At 40.3% G+C, this 17008-nt stretch carries 16 protein-coding genes and 1 pseudogene; 2 read left to right on the top strand and 15 right to left on the bottom strand.

Annotated features, from left to right (window positions below; all coding sequences use genetic code 11):
• The first annotated feature begins 112 nt into the window (after nt 1–112).
• Nucleotides 113–826 (top strand): class I SAM-dependent methyltransferase, encoded by a 714-nt coding sequence (locus ACFVS1_RS09435; RefSeq protein WP_387546713.1) that lies wholly within the window; start codon nt 113–115, stop codon nt 824–826.
• Between the two features lie 101 nt (nt 827–927).
• Here ACFVS1_RS09435 and ACFVS1_RS09440 read toward each other — a convergent pair whose 3' ends face one another.
• The 14 genes and pseudogenes from ACFVS1_RS09440 to ACFVS1_RS09505 form a co-directional block, all read right to left on the bottom strand.
• Nucleotides 928–1350: a GGDEF domain-containing protein gene (locus ACFVS1_RS09440; RefSeq protein ID WP_387546716.1), complete on the bottom strand. Its 423-nt coding sequence runs from the start codon at nt 1348–1350 to the stop codon at nt 928–930.
• Between the two features lie 2 nt (nt 1351–1352).
• Nucleotides 1353–2471 carry a histidine kinase N-terminal 7TM domain-containing protein gene (locus ACFVS1_RS09445; RefSeq protein WP_387546718.1) on the bottom strand — a complete coding sequence of 373 codons (1119 nt, stop codon included), beginning with the start codon at nt 2469–2471 and terminating at the stop codon, nt 1353–1355.
• Between the two features lie 239 nt (nt 2472–2710).
• Nucleotides 2711–4510: a S9 family peptidase gene (locus tag ACFVS1_RS09450; RefSeq protein WP_387549271.1), complete on the bottom strand. Its 1800-nt coding sequence runs from the start codon at nt 4508–4510 to the stop codon at nt 2711–2713.
• Between the two features lie 268 nt (nt 4511–4778).
• Nucleotides 4779–5780, bottom strand: a complete 1002-nt coding sequence (locus ACFVS1_RS09455; RefSeq protein ID WP_387546720.1) for a C40 family peptidase — start codon at nt 5778–5780, stop codon at nt 4779–4781.
• Between the two features lie 25 nt (nt 5781–5805).
• Nucleotides 5806–6888, bottom strand: a complete 1083-nt coding sequence (locus ACFVS1_RS09460; protein ID WP_387546722.1) for a dipeptide epimerase — start codon at nt 6886–6888, stop codon at nt 5806–5808.
• On the bottom strand, nt 6885–7013 hold the full coding sequence (locus ACFVS1_RS09465; RefSeq protein WP_352923613.1) for a hypothetical protein: 129 nt from the start codon (nt 7011–7013) through the stop codon (nt 6885–6887). Before ACFVS1_RS09465 ends, ACFVS1_RS09460 begins: the two co-directional genes overlap by 4 nt.
• A 160-nt stretch (nt 7014–7173) precedes the next feature.
• Nucleotides 7174–7491 carry a DUF3870 domain-containing protein gene (locus ACFVS1_RS09470; RefSeq protein ID WP_387546725.1) on the bottom strand — a complete coding sequence of 106 codons (318 nt, stop codon included), beginning with the start codon at nt 7489–7491 and terminating at the stop codon, nt 7174–7176.
• 308 nt (nt 7492–7799) lie between these two features.
• The gene (locus tag ACFVS1_RS09475) at nt 7800–7976 is read right to left on the bottom strand and encodes a hypothetical protein (RefSeq protein ID WP_387546727.1); all 177 of its coding nucleotides are present in this window, start codon (nt 7974–7976) and stop codon (nt 7800–7802) included.
• A gap of 14 nt (nt 7977–7990) precedes the next feature.
• Nucleotides 7991–8695: a nitrilase-related carbon-nitrogen hydrolase gene (locus ACFVS1_RS09480; protein WP_387546729.1), complete on the bottom strand. Its 705-nt coding sequence runs from the start codon at nt 8693–8695 to the stop codon at nt 7991–7993.
• Nucleotides 8696–8745: 50 nt separating this feature from the next.
• A complete protein-coding gene (locus ACFVS1_RS09485) occupies nt 8746–10230 on the bottom strand; it encodes a sodium:solute symporter family protein (RefSeq protein ID WP_387546732.1) in 1485 nt (494 codons plus the stop codon).
• Nucleotides 10227–10427, bottom strand: coding sequence for a DUF3311 domain-containing protein (locus ACFVS1_RS09490; protein ID WP_352923622.1), 201 nt, complete (start codon nt 10425–10427; stop codon nt 10227–10229). The genes ACFVS1_RS09485 and ACFVS1_RS09490 overlap by 4 nt, the downstream gene beginning before the upstream one ends.
• A 137-nt stretch (nt 10428–10564) precedes the next feature.
• Nucleotides 10565–11800, bottom strand: a complete 1236-nt coding sequence (locus tag ACFVS1_RS09495) for a Zn-dependent hydrolase (RefSeq protein WP_387546735.1) — start codon at nt 11798–11800, stop codon at nt 10565–10567.
• 104 nt (nt 11801–11904) lie between these two features.
• A pseudogene (locus ACFVS1_RS09500) lies at nt 11905–13523 on the bottom strand (amidohydrolase).
• Between the two features lie 305 nt (nt 13524–13828).
• The gene (locus ACFVS1_RS09505; protein ID WP_387546738.1) at nt 13829–14713 is read right to left on the bottom strand and encodes a hypothetical protein; all 885 of its coding nucleotides are present in this window, start codon (nt 14711–14713) and stop codon (nt 13829–13831) included.
• 165 nt (nt 14714–14878) lie between these two features.
• On the opposite strand from ACFVS1_RS09505, the gene ACFVS1_RS09510 reads away from it, so the two are divergent.
• Complete coding sequence (locus ACFVS1_RS09510) at nt 14879–15610, top strand: hypothetical protein (RefSeq protein WP_387546740.1); 732 nt, start codon at nt 14879–14881, stop codon at nt 15608–15610.
• Nucleotides 15611–15702: 92 nt separating this feature from the next.
• On the opposite strand, the gene ACFVS1_RS09515 is transcribed toward ACFVS1_RS09510, so the two are convergent.
• The gene (locus ACFVS1_RS09515) at nt 15703–16980 is read right to left on the bottom strand and encodes an MFS transporter (protein WP_352923630.1); all 1278 of its coding nucleotides are present in this window, start codon (nt 16978–16980) and stop codon (nt 15703–15705) included.
• Nucleotides 16981–17008: the final 28 nt, after the last annotated feature.

The raw sequence follows: 17008 nt of genomic DNA on the forward strand, positions 1-17008 counted from the left end.
TTCGGGGCCGAGCATGCATGGATTAAATACCCACCAATCCTTTAAACGTCTTTCCCATTTTCCTTACCAAAGCATAAAATGTATTTATACATGTACCAAAGGAGATTATGCCATGAACCACTCATACCAAGACGCACTAGCCATACTTGGACTTGAAGGGGCACACCCTGGTGGATTTGGACTGACTAAACAGCTCTTGGAAAATGAACAAATCGATCATACGTCAATAATCCTTGATGCCGGATGCGGGACAGGGCAAACCTCATCTTACTTGGCAAAAACGTTTCATTGCCAAGTATCCGCGCTTGATCATCACCCTGAGATGGTGAAACATGCAAAAAAAAGATTCCAAAAAGCTAACTTAAGCATTGACCTCTATAAGTCTTCAATAGAAGAACTGCCTTTTGACAATAATTCTTTTGATTTTATCATAGCCGAATCAGCGACTGCATTCACGGATATAAAAAAATCACTCCGAGAATTTTACAGGGTCCTTAAACTAGAAGGAACTTTGTTATCCATTGATATGACAGCAGAAACCAGCCTTGATCCTGCCTCAAAAAAAGAAATCATGGACTTTTATCATTTAAGCGAATTATTGACGCAATCCGAATGGTTAAAGGCCTTCAAACAAAACGGATTTACAGATTTTAAAATCTTGAGATCAAGTACCGTCTTAGAGGAATTAATGAATTCCTCTGCATCAAATACCTTCGTTCAGCCCGTTAATCAATCCTTGGAACGAGTCATGGCCGAACATTACCGCCTCATTTTATCTTACGGAAACAGCCTCGGATATAGAGTATACAGAGCAAGTAAAAAGTAATGCTCTCGTTTCATAAAGATTCAGTTCTTTTACACGGATTAATCTTGAACACAATGAAAAAAACCTAGAACAAGTTCAAGGTTTAAGTGAATAGTCTTAATCTAGGCGATGACCTGTACACAATTTCGGCCATTCTTCTTTGCGGCATATAAGGCTTGGTCGGCCCGTGGCATCAATGTTTTGATGGAAATGCTTCGGTCACCGGCTTCAATTAATGCATGGGTCACTCCAAAACTGCAGGTAACGGAAATTTTTTCTTCATTAATCACTGCAATACTTTCAGAAACCTTTTCCTTTATCATTATTGCCAACTTATATGCAGCGGGTAAAGCGGTATTCGGCAAACAGATGATAAATTCTTCACCGCCATAGCGCCCCAATAGATCTCCATCCCGAATGTGTTCCTTTGCAGCATTCGCCACAAGCGTTATGAGCGCATCCCCTGCTTCATGTCCAAAAGTATCATTTACATTTTTGAAATGATCGATATCAAACATGATGACTGAAACATTGCCGCCTTCCATGCTTAGCGCATCCAATAACATATCTGATTTTTGATAAAAAATGTTCTATTCAATATTTGGGTTAATCCGTCCAAGCTGGCAAGTTGCTTCATCTTTTCCAGCATGAGCACTCTTTCAGTTACATCTGCGAAGGTAATGATCTGTCCGATAGGCAGGTTGTTTTTATTGAACACGGGTGAAAAACCAATACGGTAATGTACCCCTTTTATGCTGCAATTAAAGTCCATGTCTTGTTTAAGGTCGATTATTCCCCAAAGATGTTGATTCCCATTTAGCACACTTGTCATTGATTTACCTATGGAATGTTCATCCAACATTGGCATGACTTTATGCATTCCATGGTTATAGTCGACAATCAACCCTTGTTGATATAAAACGATGACTCCCTCTTTCATACTTTCAAAGACGGTTTCCCGAGCGATCGGGGCTACATTGAACATTTGAAAAGTCAAAAGTGCCGCACCATGAAAGATAAATGTGATACTCATGGATACAGGACCAACATCGATACCATATGAGCTTAATCCATTTATATAATAGTAATTTGCTATTATAGGAATAAGAAGACCTGCCACCATCATTGATATTTGCATCCTGAATCTGGATGAAGATTTTTTCACCTGTTTAAGCAATATTATTATACTTATCATCACACACAAAAAAAGAAACAGGGAGTGTACGTAAAACCAAGGGCCGCCCACCAGTTTAATTATTGGAAAAGGACTATCGCTTCTCAATTCCATTGATTTGTAATATAAGTGATGAAGGTCATTTGTATAATGCATGAATATGGTGATGAACGGTATGATGAAGAGTGCATATTGCCAGACCTTCTTCATTCTCTGACCTACATATTCCATGCACATCAACAAAAGGAATACGGGGATGAACGGTAATGCCAAGTACTCGATCCTTAACCAGAATATGATTTGTTCTAACGATGTACTGGAAAGTTCGAAAGCATAAGAAAAAGTAAAGATGGAAGACAATAATGTCACGAGAATATAGGGTTTTGCTCCAGGTGCATCCTTGATCTTTAACTGTGCAAATAAACACAGGAATAGGCTTGAAGCACCTGCTATTATAACTACGAGTATGTATAACAATAACTCCCGTGGCAATGCGAATCAACTCCGTTTAACAAAAAATAGTTTTTCCGTATATTATATAGCACTTTATGACTAGGTGACCAGAGTTTATTCAGGGAATTCTGAATTTTAAATCCCCTATTTACTTACACCCCAAACCACCGAACAAATAAATATCCAGTTTTACAACATGAAAAACCCTGCTTCATCACTTTGAACGTGAGTGGCAGGGTTTCTAATTCAAATAATTGAGGTATTTAGATGCTTGATTATTATACCTTCTCAGTTACTGCTGTGAATCGTTTTAAGAATGAAAGTATTTTTTGGTAGACGGCAATTTCATTTTCTTTTTTGGAAAATCCATGTCCCTCATCTTCAAGAAGCATATAATCGACGTCTCTTCCTTTATCCTTCAAGGCTTGAACGATTTGATCTGATTCCTCTTTGACGACACGGGGATCGTTTGCTCCTTGAATGACAAGCATTGGCTTTATCATCGATTCCAAATAGGTGATAGGCGAATACTCGATTAGTTTTTCTTTATCTTTTTCCGGATTTCCTACCCACTGATCCATGATTGGCTTCCAGTCTTCTGGAACGGAATTGATAAATGAGAAGAGGTTGGATGGACCGAAAATATCGACAACTGCCTTAAAATATTCGGCATGTCGTCCGTGCAGCAGAAGTGCCATATACCCTCCGAAGCTTCCGCCCATCAATAGGATATTACCTTTTTGTGCATGTCCTTGGTCTATTAGCCAATCAAGGCCGGCTACATTATCAAGTCGTGGCCCATTTCCCCAATCTCCCTCTACCATTTTCGTGAATTCCAAACCATAACCAGTAGATCCGCGGAAGTTTGGTGCAAAAATACTGTAACCGTGATTCAGGAAAAATTGAAATGAAGCTCTGAAGGATTTCCGTTCTGCCGCTTGAGGTCCTCCATGAGGCCAAAAAATGACTTCCCCATTGTCATTTTCCTTTTTTGCCCTAAATAATAACGACTCGATTTCCAGGCCATCAAAGGAAGTGTATGTAATGATTTCGGGTTCAACCAATGCATCGGAATCGACGCCAGGAACAGTATATTTAGTTAATGATACCCACTCATCACCTGTATTTTTATAGATATTATGAGGCTTTGTTGCGCCCATGCCAAACAAGTAAAGCGTACCTGATGCAGCAATCTCAAGCTTATTAATGACGCTGCATGGCACCGGGATGTTTCTCCAATTTTCATTTTGCAGATTGAATTCATATAATTGATCCTCTACACCCTTTTGACTGGTTATATATAAAAGTTGATTCTCTTTACTATAATTAATGGCAGTAAAACTCTCATTCTCCAATTCTTTAACTTTACAGAATTTGTTTGTTTCAAGATTGTATGAAGCCAAATAGGTAAAGTCCGAATCATAATCAGTCAATACATATATCATCGAATCCGAAACAAAAACACCATCATTCACTGTGTGCTGTTTCTCAGTGGGCGGAGTGAGCAGGATATCTTCGTTCCCTTTTTTTGCATAGAGAAGGGTATTTGTATTGGAAAAGTGTTTATAGTAAAGTAAGGTTTCTTCATCAGGGCTGAAGCCAAATAAATAGGTCGCTGCATCCTTCCCCTCCAATACCAGCTTTTCCTGTCCTGATTCTAAATCTAAACAATAGGCATTTAGAAAGGAAGCATTTCCTCTGGATGTCGTGTAATAAAGCTTTTTACTGTCATTGGATAATTTCGGCATGAAATTACGTGTATTTTCATGATGAACGATTTCCTTCATTGTCCCGCCATTCAAAGGAACCCCGTAAAACTGGGTATTTTCATTACCGTCTTGGTCGAAACCAGCAATTATGAACCGGCTCTTTTTATCATATATCAGTGCTTGGCAGCTTTGATCAATGGATGTAAGCGGATAAGGAAAGGAGTTGGGCAAATCCATTCCCCATAAATTATACTTACCGCTCAAATTGGTACTGAAAACCAGATGTTTTTCATCTGGACTTACGGCAAAATCAGCAATGGAAAAAGTTCGTAAAAATTGCTCAACATCAGGTTTTGGAAAAGCGATCATCATTGGCAACCCCTCACATTTATAATATAAAGAAAAATCTGTAATTAATTATACCATATTTTTCCTGGTTAATATACGTAAATAGTTAGTCTATGGAAACAGAACATTCAAGTTATTATATATGCCGCTTATTAGGAATAAACGATTTTTCCGATGTATGTTCATTCCAAGGACATCGGGGCTTTATTTTTACATCCGATAGAATGATAGAAAGGGCTCGTTCAAATACGAAAAAAGTCTTAAGAGCACTTGGCTCTTAAGACTTTTGTTAATCAATATATCTTCTTGCTCCGGCATATTCCTCTCCGTATCCCGATGTTTTTATTTCATCTATCCTTACATGTGTTGAACTGTTAGGCGAATGGATCATTTTTCCGTCACCGATATACATTCCGACATGATGGACCTTTCCTTTCCCTTTCTCATAGGCAAAAAATAGTAAGTCACCTTGTTGAAGATTTTCTTGTTCCACCTTTTCACCATGTTGCGCCTGAATGGAAGAGTCTCTTGGGATCGTTATTCCATTCGCATGATACATGGTATAGGTAAATCCAGAACAGTCAAATCCAAATCCGGACATTCCAGCCCATAGGTAAGGAAGCCCTAAAAACTCTTTACCTGATTCAACGATGTCCTTACCGGTAGGAGCAGATAATTGTTTGTCATTTTGATAGACTGATACTTCCTGCTTTTCTATCCATTTTGCTCCATTATTCGGTGTCATCACCTTCACTTTATCTTTTTTTACCTGCAATAACGGGAGGCGGGTATCGAAGCTGATCTCCATGAATTTGGACCGAAGTTTCGAATCCGAATAAAGCCAAGCCTTTGGGGCATTTACAAGGGCAAATCCTCGTTTAAATTGATTCTCAAAAGAATTTCCGTCTTTTAATTGTGCCTTTGGCATCCATCCTGGATAACCAATTTCATTGCGGGGTGTCGGTTGATTGGCAACGGCTACTTTCACCCATTCACCTCGATCTTCTAATATCGTCACTTTAGAACCGTATAATGCTTGTGTTTCCAGGTTACCTACAAGCCACAGCTTGTCTTCATATTTCATTGAGCCGATCCATGCATACAAATCAACGGGATTCGATGCAGAAGGAGCATCGATTTCCCTTAATAATCCCGGCTCTGTCCAAAGAGTAGCCACGCTTACATCCACATAGGCAATACTCTGCTTCTCTCTTGAACTAGCTTCATTGGGACAGAATACTAAAATACCAATAGCAAATATAGATAGCACAAAAACGGTTAACCTTTTCAAAATAATCACCCTTTCGAATTTGTTTTTATTGAGTAAATGAGGATTTCCTCTTGACTCCGAGTCCAGGTTTATCGGAAATTAGAAGTTGATCTTTCATAAATTGAATGCCTTCAAATGGCTCATTCTTAATCCATAATGGGGCATCTAAATCAATCTTCGTTATATTTGGATGGGCGGTTGCCAGATGAGCCGCGGCTGATACACTCACGGATGATTCCATCATGCTCCCGATCATGCATTCCACCCCGGCTGCTTCTGCCATATCTGCAATTTGGAGTGCACGTCTAATTCCGCCTGTTTTCATTAATTTAATATTAAGAAGATCAACAGCATGTTCATTCAGGAGTTTCATGGCGTCACGAGGGGAAAACAAACTTTCATCGGCCATGATCGGCACTTGGACAGCCCTCTTTATTTCTTTCAACCCTTCGATATCATGGGCTATGACGGGCTGTTCCACCAAATCAACATTCAGCTTTCTTTCCTCGAGTTCATGAATGATGGAAATCGCTTGTTTTGTTGTCCACCCTTGATTTGCATCAATCCTGATCATAACCTGGTCGCCAACAGCAGCACGAATGCAGGCAACCCGCTCCACATCACTCGCCCAATCTTTTCCCAGTTTTATCTTCATCGTAGAAAATCCGCCATCAATGAGGGACAATGCCGCCTTTGCCATTTCTTCAGGTTCATCAACGCTGATGGTCATATCATTTTTAAGGACATTCGATTTACCGCCAAGATATTGATATAAAGGGAGCTGCCATCGTTTGCTGACTGCATCATACAAAGCGATTTCAACAGCAGCTTTTGCACTTGTGTTACCTACACAAGATCGTTGGATCAGCTGAGACAATAGATTGATATTCTCGATGTCGCGGCCAATTAGATGTGGTGCAATCACTTCTTCAATGACCGTCATGATTCCTTTTGTAGAGTCACCTGTGATGGCAACCGTAGGAGCTGCGGCCCCCAAGCCTTCCGTTCCATCCTCTAACTTTACAGTAACCATAATATTTTCAATTTCCATTGCTGTACGTAATGCAGTCTTGAATGGCTTGACAAGTGGCAAGGTTTCCACTGATACTTGTAATCTTTCAATCTTCATTTTAACAACCCTTCCTTAAAAGCTTGAGAGTATATATGATGTAAGAATTCCAAAATAGGTGCCCAGAAGAAGCCAAGTACAGCCATCAATATCCCGACCGGTATTAGCGCCCCATCTTGAATCATATTCCAAGCCTCCTTATATTTAGGGGATTTCATGATATTGAAATCTAGTCAAATACACCAATGAAGTCATCATGGCCCTACATAAAAAAATCCAGCTGCCAAAGAGCGCGTACACACTCTTTAACAGCTGGATTTCAATTGCGACTGACAAATGAAGCAGCTATAACTTATAAAGTTGCTGATATTTAATGCTGGCATTTCTAAGAGCGACGGTCAGTGCTTTCTGGGATGAACCAAAGTACCGTTTCTCAATTTCTTTCTCCATTTCAACATGCCTAAGAATGGATTTACCAACTAACATGGAATGAATGAAGCGTGATGTAATCGATATCGTGGTCGAGCATTCAGCATCCACTATTTCATGCGTATCACGATCAATGACGAACCCGATAAAAAAGCAGTTGAATTGCTGTGTAATTGGATTATTGGACGCCGCCTTCGCTTCACCGACTATATATACTGTATTCTGCTGAAACATATTTATTGTGCCTCCTGCCATTACAGACATCATAACAGGTATAAATAGGGTGACTATCTATATTATTACAATATGAAATGGTTACATATATTCTAATATATATAGCCAGCATTTGACAATATATTTCATATATTAAGTCAATTACCGATTCCTGCGCAAGAGAATAGATAAGTTCTATAACTAATTCGACCCATCTAACGGGAAAAATCAAGAATGATACTAGGTATTGTTAATAAAACTGGGTTCAGGGGCCATTCTTCGGGCTACCTCGCACTTTATTCGACCGTTCACGAATTCATTCGACCTTCTCAATCATTATTCGGACTATGGTTCGGGATCCACTTCAGCCCTTCATACGGCTTATATTTCACATACAAGTCTTTTCGGCGATTGCGATCCTTGAAAGTGGTTGCTGCACCACTTTTTCGATTCTCATAGAGCTCGTCCATATCGACCGTACCGGTAATGATTGTATGTTCATTCATTTCCGCCTCGGCTACTACTCCATTTGCTGGCCAAGCGCTGTCACAGGGGCTAAGTATACTGGCGCGTCCGTATCCATTCGGCAGGGGTGACCCTGGTTCACCAACAGTGGGGCAATGAACAAAATATACCTGATTCTCGATTGCACGTGCATGTGCGCAATGGCGCACTCGCCAAAAACCAGCCTCTGTAAATGTGTAGGATGGGCAAAAATGATGTCGGCCCCGTTCACGGATAATATCCTTGAAATTTCAGGAATCTCCGCTTCATAACATACCGCTATTCCTATCTTAACCGGACCTACGGAGTAAACTTGCAGATCATCACCTTCAGAGGTATGCCAATTCGCTTCCGCAGGAAAAATATGCGTTTTTTTATGTTCAACGACCGATCCGTCTTTGTCAAAAATGTATGCGATATTAAAGTATTCATTTTCACGGCGTTCCAGATGCGTGCCTGCAATGATGACTTGTTTTCTTTTTCTGGAAAGTGAACGGAAAAGATCTTTGTATTGATTGGTATATTCATCAATCCTGATAACGGATGAACCATCTTCTTCTCCAAAGGCCGCTGATAACCCGATAGTTAACAGTTCTGGAAAAATGATATAATCCGAGTTTTCGGGAACTTGGTTGATTAAGCCTTCTACTTGTTCCTGAAATTCATTGAAAGTTGTTACCTTTTCTACACGAAATTGACAAGCCGTTATTTTAATTTTCACAAAAGCCCTCCCAAATCATGCTTTTTATTCCATTAGTCTTGTAAAAGAAATTAGGATATCTTGTCCAGATCATTCATTTCGGTCCCTTGCATAGAGATATGCTTAGTCAGTGCACTTACAATGAATGTTACTAGAATATTAAACAACAACGCTATGACGCCTGTACTGATATCATTAATTACATGCGGGATACCCGGCAGGAATGTTGCCATCTTCACCTCTGCAATTGTCGCATATAAAACAATCAGGACGCCTGCCAATATTCCTGCCATTGCACCATACTTATTGATTATATTGGTTTTCGGCAAACTGCAAAACAAGGAAGGCGCCAGCTGGGTAATTAAACTGTATGACATGATATTCATGATGGCCAAGGCCTCGCCGCCCGTTACCGTTACAATTAAAGCAATGATAGAGATACCTATGATGATGATCCTGGAGACAATCAATTGATGTTTTTCAGTCGCAGCAGGGACGAGAACTTTGTAAAAGCTATTTGTCAGACCCACCGATGCTGCCATTAGCATGACTGAAGCCGGTACAAGAGCCGTCAATAAACCTGCAGCACCGATCACGCCTATCACCCATGGATCGAATGTTTGAATCGCAAGCCTTAAAAGTGAGAGATCCCCATCTGCTCCTTGCAAACCCGGGATTTCCATGATGGCTGTAAATCCAATGAAAAAAACGAAAAGCAGTAACAATGTGTATAACGGTAACGCAATTGCATTTTTGCGAAGGGTCTTTTCCCCATTTGACGATAAAACGACCATGAATGTTTGTGGCAGCAAATAAAACCCTAGTGCATTCAGCAAAACGGTGGACACAAACCAGGACTGACTCAATCCCTGATTTGCCAAAACCAACATTTCCGGTTTAGCAGCCTGGACGGTCTCGAACATCGGCTGTATGCCTCCGAAATAATGAAATGGAATGTAAATCCCTAAAAAGATAACGACGGCCAAAATCATGAAATCTTTCAATATGGCTGTCCATGCCGAACCATGAATGCCTGAAATCATTACATAGACAGTTACAACTACAGCACCGATGACGCTTGCAGCAACTGGTGAAATTGCTCCGTAAGATGCTTCGGAAACAATGATGCCTAATCCTTTGAGCTGTATGACTATGTACGGCACGAGGGCTAAGCTTCCCAATACAGCAACGATCATTCCCATTGACCTGCTTTTATATTTAGACGCAAAATACTCTGGCTGAGAGATAATGGAATGACGTTTTGAATATCTCCATATTTTAGGAACGAGCCAATATGATAGGACGTAGGCTAAGAAAATATAGGCGGGAACATAATAAGCAGCGGCACCTTTCGAGTAAGCCCACCCACTCCCGCCCAGGAATGTAAACGTTGTATAAATTTCACCTGCTATCAGCAGAAATATGAAGAATGTACCGAAGCCCCTGCCCCCTACGGCAAATTGCTCCATGTCCATATCCTTCCCATTTCTTGCTTTTATCCCTAAATAAAGTGCTAGAACCAAGAAGATGGAAATGATGAGTAATGAGATATTCATTCGGAATCACTCCCTTTATTATCAGGATCGAACTTGTAGACAATCATCAGGATAATCGACGCCATCACCATCCAAAATGCAACCCAGAATAGCAAAAAAGGCATCCCCAATATGTACGGTTCTATTTTATTTGCATAGGGCAAAAAAATTAAAAACCCTATAAATGGAACAAAAAGCAATAGCTTAATAGCATCCAAAATCATACCCTCCCCCATTTAGGTTCCTAACACGGATGCATCACCATCAGTCAAGCCGACTTTCAAACTGAACGGATGGTTTGATAGCACCCTTTTGTTAATGTCATTAGCTGCATTCAACCAACCATATATTCGTCTTAAGATGACTGGATGGCAAGGACCGTTTCCAATATTACATTGACGCCTTTTTCACAATCTTCCCAAGTAGTAAGTTCCTCTTCACAATGACTTTTACCGTTGATGCTTGGGACAAAAACCATGGCAGTCGGTATATAACTAGCTATAAACTGTGCATCATGTCCTGCACCGCTTACCATTCTTTTATAAGGCAGGTCCAATGAATTGCTCGATTGCTCCAGCAAATTGCAAATGGATTTGTCGAACCAAACGGTATCCCTGTCCCACAATTTTTTCACTTGGATGTCGCAGCCGCCGCTTTTTGAACCTGTAGTTTTAAGGCTTTCAATGACCTTCTCCACCTTTTCGATGACTTTGGAATCCTTATGTCTCGCTTCCAGCGAAAAGACCACTTTATTAGGGATCACCGTATGGATATTAGGAAACACATTTACCCTTCCCATCGTAAAAACCAAATCGTCATCAAGCATGTCTAGCTTTTGACGAGCCTCCATAATCAAGCTATTCGCAGTAAAGAAAGCATCTTTTCTCATATTCATCGGGGTGGTTCCTGCATGATCCGATTCGCCTGTAACTTCTATCTCATAGCACACCATACCAAGGACACATTCTACGACACCGATCGTTAGTGATTCCCGTTCAAGAATGGGCCCTTGTTCAATATGCAACTCCAAAAATGCAGTCGCTTCTTTTAAACGAGACTCACTATCACCTGCATATCCAATGGCATTCAAAGCATTTTCGAATGTCGTTCCTTCGCTATCCGTTTTTTGCAGCATGATGGATTTGTCGAATTTACCTGAAAGAACTCCTGAAGACATCATGGAAGGTTCGAATCTGGCTCCCTCTTCGTTCGTAAAATTGACGATCATTACCGGGATTTTAGGTTGGATATTGTTTTCCACCAGTGTCCGCACGACTTCCAAGCCTCCAGCTACACCCAAGATACCATCAAACCGTCCGCCCTTTTTTACGGTATCCATATGTGATCCCATTACAATAGGGGGTTTGTTTTCTAGTCCCGCCAAAGTAGCGTAGATATTCCCCATATCATCAACCTTAATGGTCATACCCAATTCTTTACAGCATTCGCAAAAATAATCACGGACTAATCGATCTTCTTCGGACAGAGATAGCCGTGTGACTCCGTTGTTTTCTGTACGTCCAAAATCAGCAAATTTCTCTAGTGAACGACTCAGTCTCTCACCATTAATTAATAATTTTTGTTTTTTCATAGCGAATATCCCCCTTTTTTTAATCCTTGCCCCATCCCGCTTACGTTCGCTTAAGCCCAATAAAGAAAGTGAAGGTCTAGTTGAGTTAGAGTAGTTACGCTAGATTATATTTCTACCAATGTTTCCCTATGATAAAGAATCTCCCCATTCAGAATCGTTGATTCAACTTTCAAATCTTTGATATTTTGAGAATCCACTTTCAATATACTATCATTCAATACGACTAGATCGGCCAGCTTCCCTGCCTCCAGGCTGCCTTTGACATCTTCATCGAAACTCGCAAACGCGCCATTCCATGTGTATAGTTTAATGGCTTCCAAAACGCTAATCGATTGAACCGTACCTATTTTCGTACCTGACCTGCTTGTTCTATTAACAGCAACGTGTATGCCTAATAAGGGGTCATGATCAGTAACGGGAGCATCGGAACCGCCGGCAGCCAAGATTTCATTATCAATAAAATCACGGGCAGCGTACATGTGGTTGACCCTATTGCCATAATGTTCAATATATATATCACCGAATTCAAAAGGAAATGGGGGGTTGGGGATTGGGATGATTCCAAGTTCTTTCATCCTCATTTGTAAGTCTGGAGAAGATATTCCCGCATGCTCGATCCTATGTCTATGATCTTTTCTTGGCGATTCATTCAATGCCTTTTCGACGCAGTTTAAATACATCTCTATCGCTTTGTCCCCTTGGGCATGGACTGTGATCTGAAAGCCTTTTTTATGTGCTTGACCTAATACTTGATAGATTTCCTCTTCTTTATAATATAGAATTCCGGAGTAACCAGGATCACTCGAATAGGGCGCACGGGTAGCAATTGTCGGACCGGTACTGCTGCCATCCGTAAACAATTTGGCTGGTCCGATTTTGAATCTTTCGTCCCCTGTTCCGGTTATGACTCCCGAATCTACCATTTTATTTACAAATTCATGAGAATTATTCAATGAACCGACCATCGCATAGATACGGACACGAATATCCTTATTTTTTATGGCCTGCTGCATTAAACGGAAACTTTCAGGACCATGAGCACCTGCTTCATGAATGCTTGTTATACCTGCTGCGATGAAATGCTCAGACGCTGTTTTCACTGCTTTCAACAGTTCACTTTCAGAGTAACTTGCTCTGTCGGCCATTATCATATTTGCCGTTTCAATGAGTTTGCCTGTAATTTTCCCCTCCCTGTCTTTTTCAATGATCCCTCCAGTTGGATTCTCTGATTTCTCATCTATTCCGGCAATCTCTAACGCCCTGCCATTCACCACACTAATATGGCTGCATGTTCGGGTTACTATAATCGGATGATCCGTTGAAATAGCATCCAATTCCGCTATTGTAGGATAACGTTTTTCTTTCACAGCAGTCTCATTGAAGCCCCAGGCACGGATCCACTCACCTTTAGGGGTCGTCAAAGCTTTCTCCTTCAGATCGATTAACAAATCTTCTACAGATTGGATATGTTCAGCTTTACAACTTACTGCCAATGATTGACACCGTACAAGATAAGATGAATATGAGAATCTATAAACCCAGGAAGTAATGACTTCCCCTGCAAATCAATCACATTTGTTTCCTCTCCGATAAATACCTTGATTTCCTGATTCGTTCCGACTGCCGAAATACGATCACCTTTAATTGCCAGGGCTTCTGCGACTTCATTTTTTTGATTTACGGTTATGACCTCGCCGTTTATGAACACAATATCTGCTTTCAAACAAACACCCCTTTCTTTATTGGCCACCCTCATTACACCTCCTCTGCCTTTGCTTTCCCCGCCACTACTAATCGGAATATTCTGTTTTCAACAGATTCATTATATCCACACAAGTTAGTGAAATCATTAGACAAATAGTTAAAAATTTCATCGTTTTTTTATACCTTTTATATAATTATGTCTTATTTCCTATGGTTTGCTGGCCAAGCCCCTTTTTATCACGCCTAAAGGATAAGGGGACTATAACCAATCAAAAAAAGGATAGATAGCTGCTGATATGCTTATCTATCCCGCCATTTTTCCATTTACACCCGATTCAATCTCCCGATCATACCAATGGTCAAATACTGTTTGTTTGCATGAAAATCCCATGTCCAGTATCGAAGGCTTAACTCGCTTTTATCCACTTTTTCAATAAACGTTTTTACCCCTATCAATGCTGCCCCATATCCCACGTTCGAGGCCAATGCAAAGATGGCATTCAGCCCTTCATTAATGGTATCCATATACTCCGGTTCGATTTTTAAGATATCAGACCATGTAATACAGAACCCATCGTGCTTGGTACATTTAGATATAGAGTGATTCATTGTACGAACGATTTCATCTCTTAAATCTAAAATTACATTTTTCAGCTCTTCTTCGTCTTTTTTCTGATAGTAGTTAGCATGATCAGAAAGCAGTTCCTTGGCCCAATTATAAAATAGTTGCGTATAAATGGCGGAAATTGCCACGATATCAAAATCATTATAATAATTAGCAAAAACCCTTCCAGAAAGCTGACCTAATTGCTTCTCGGTTTCCTTTAAATATTGAATAATTCCCTTTGCCGTTTCACCACGATCCAGCATGGAAGATAGGTGGTGTTCAAAATCCACTTTATCGAGGCCTGTTACATCGATTGCAACAAGTTGAATTTTCTCCCGGGTCCGTTCAGGCAAATTCGCCGTGCCCTTTTCCATACTTTCCATATCAATATCAAATAAATAGATGGAGTTGCATTTAGTTGCCAGATAATTTAAATCCAAATCATCGCAATTGCCTGCACCTACGATAGCCACTTTATCTACGAACGCTTTTTTCGAAAAAACGGCATCGAATAACCCTGTAACTTGTAGACGATGCTTTTCCCACCGCAATTTTCTGTATTCATCCCGATTATGGTTCATTTTTCTTTGATAGGTTTCCAAGTCGATCTCTCCCTTTAGGGTATTAACCATTTATATATTGTAACAAAGTATCCCGATATTTTGGAGGTCAGGTAATTTAGATTTCGCATAGTAAAATAAGCGATAAAGATGTTAGAATAATATGGGAATTATTGAGAAGTAGCAGAGATAACAGGAGGGTGTTCCTTGAGCAAAACAAAAAAGATTTTACTGACTATCCTAGGTGTTTTTTTAATCATCTTAGCCGGTGTGATGATCCTTATGTTTTCATTCACACAGAGTATGAAAGCAGATCCTGATGAAGAAAAGAAAGTCCGGGATCAAGCTGAACGATATTTAGAGAAAACATTTGATGAAGGAACCGAAATATATGATGTCTTATACGATAATATGGGAAACTTGGGCTATTTTGAATACGCAGCTAAAGTGAAACATAAAAAATATGGGACTCAATTTCTAGTTTTCTTTAATGATGAAACAGGGGAAATGGAGGATACATTCCTATCTGATAAATGGCAAGATGATGCAGAAAAAGAAATCAGGCCTTATGTTGAAAAGGAACTGGGTGACGTGTTGATATCCAAGGAACTGGGAGATATTACAGAGAATGAAGATTGGGAGGAGATTCAAGAAGAGATAGGCGATTATAATCAATTACTCTTGGTGTTTGATGAGGGTGTCGGGAAAGAATTGAAGATTGATCCGAATAAACCAGCCAGCTATAAAGATTACGATGTTTCCCCAACCATACAGATTACCCTTTCACGTAAGAAACAGGACGCAGATGAAGACCGCTTTACCGCAGTTATCAATGCCCTAAAAAAAGATAGAGTTCTTAAACATGGAAATATGATTGTAGAATATATTAGCACCAATGGTGTGCCACTTGAAGATGAAGAATGGAGAGGGGAATTTTAACAGTAAGGTAAAGAGCAGCAATCTAGCCTGCCGCTCTTTACCTTTTTTTTTACGGGAACAAACCCTTCAATATGGTATTTTTCTCTAGTAATTTAGCCTATTTTTTGGTCGGGAATATTTTTGATTTTGCTGATTGTCTTTTTTTTCATGCCATTTGCCGCTAGTACGCAAACCATGCTGAAGATGAATAAACAAAGGAAGAAGATCCAAGCAGCACGATAGCTTTCTGTCAAATCATAGATTAAGCCCGACACGATCACACCCAAAGAGCCTGCAGCCACAAAAAAAACTTGCACGATGCCAAAGATGGAACCGAAATCCTTCTTTCCAAAAATATCATTTGTCATGAAGGGAGGCCCTAGAGTGGATATCACAATGCTAAAGCCAAAGGCGATGGCGAATAAGAATGCGAATGCCTGTGTCTTAGCTAACAATAGCGCTGCCATAGCGATCGTCATGCAAACGCCTACATAAATGGCACCGCCTGCCGTGCCGTACTTATCCAAAACAGCTCCTAAAATTAATTTACCAACCGTATTTGCCAAAGAGAGTATGCCAAAAATGGTGCCTGCAAAGATGGCTGGATGCCCTATATCGATCAAGTATGCTGGGATATGCATTTGCACCCCGCCTGCAACTAATGCAAAACAAACGATTCCAAGCACGAAAATCCAAAACATTGCTGTCTTCTTTGCTTCCCCCATCATTAAGCCATTCTGTTCAAATTCCCCAGTAGTTTCGGCCATTTCCACTTTGTCAGAACCCAGTGGATCAAGCCCCTTTTCTGCGGGACTTTTCTTTGCAAATAGAAGAACCAAGGGTAATGTTAAGACAATTATCAGTATCCCTGCTATAACGTAGGCCGTTCTCCAACCATAATTTGAGATTAAATTTGTAATGATTGGACTGAGTACTGCTGCCCCAATTCCCGACCCCGCAAATGCCAAACCCATGGCCTTTCCTTTTTTCTCATAAAACCAATTGGTTAACATGATCGATATGGGAATATTAGAAAAACCTGCAACACAGATGCCAATTACAAAGCCTATGATACTAAAATATACAGCTGAGTTGGCAAGCGAGTATGACATGAATCCTGCCCCGGCCATTACTACGCAAATTGACATGATCCATTTCATATTCCCTTTAGCGAGTAATTTACCCATTATCGGAGAAGCAACTGCCACTCCAAGGCCTGCAATGGAAAGTGCAATGGAAAAAGTGGTTCTGCTTATTCCTAAATCCTCTGTAACAGGGACCATGAACAAACTATGCAGGGAATTTATTATCGAGAAACCGGCGAACATTATGAAAAAGCCACACAACACAACATACCATCCATAAAAAATGCCTTTAGAATCTTGTGCCATTTACAGAACCCCCAGTCCACTATTTACA

Source organism: Peribacillus sp. NPDC058075 (assembly GCF_042885195.1).
Taxonomy (GTDB): Bacteria; Bacillota; Bacilli; order Bacillales; family DSM-1321; genus Peribacillus.

Bases quoted from the DNA above. Each gene is read 5' to 3' on its own strand.
- ACFVS1_RS09435 (WP_387546713.1), top strand. From the start codon at position 113: ATGAACCACTCATACCAAGACGCACTAGCCATACTTGGACTTGAAGGG.
- ACFVS1_RS09440 (WP_387546716.1), bottom strand. From the start codon at position 1,350: ATGGAAGGCGGCAATGTTTCAGTCATCATGTTTGATATCGATCATTTC.
- ACFVS1_RS09450 (WP_387549271.1), bottom strand. From the start codon at position 4,510: ATGATCGCTTTTCCAAAACCTGATGTTGAGCAATTTTTACGAACTTTT.
- ACFVS1_RS09460 (WP_387546722.1), bottom strand. From the start codon at position 6,888: ATGAAGATTGAAAGATTACAAGTATCAGTGGAAACCTTGCCACTTGTC.
- ACFVS1_RS09465 (WP_352923613.1), bottom strand. From the start codon at position 7,013: ATGATTCAAGATGGGGCGCTAATACCGGTCGGGATATTGATGGCTGTA.
- ACFVS1_RS09470 (WP_387546725.1), bottom strand. From the start codon at position 7,491: ATGTTTCAGCAGAATACAGTATATATAGTCGGTGAAGCGAAGGCGGCG.
- ACFVS1_RS09475 (WP_387546727.1), bottom strand. From the start codon at position 7,976: ATGAATGAACATACAATCATTACCGGTACGGTCGATATGGACGAGCTC.
- ACFVS1_RS09485 (WP_387546732.1), bottom strand. From the start codon at position 10,230: ATGAATATCTCATTACTCATCATTTCCATCTTCTTGGTTCTAGCACTT.
- ACFVS1_RS09495 (WP_387546735.1), bottom strand. From the start codon at position 11,800: ATGAAAAAACAAAAATTATTAATTAATGGTGAGAGACTGAGTCGTTCA.
- ACFVS1_RS09515 (WP_352923630.1), bottom strand. From the start codon at position 16,980: ATGGCACAAGATTCTAAAGGCATTTTTTATGGATGGTATGTTGTGTTG.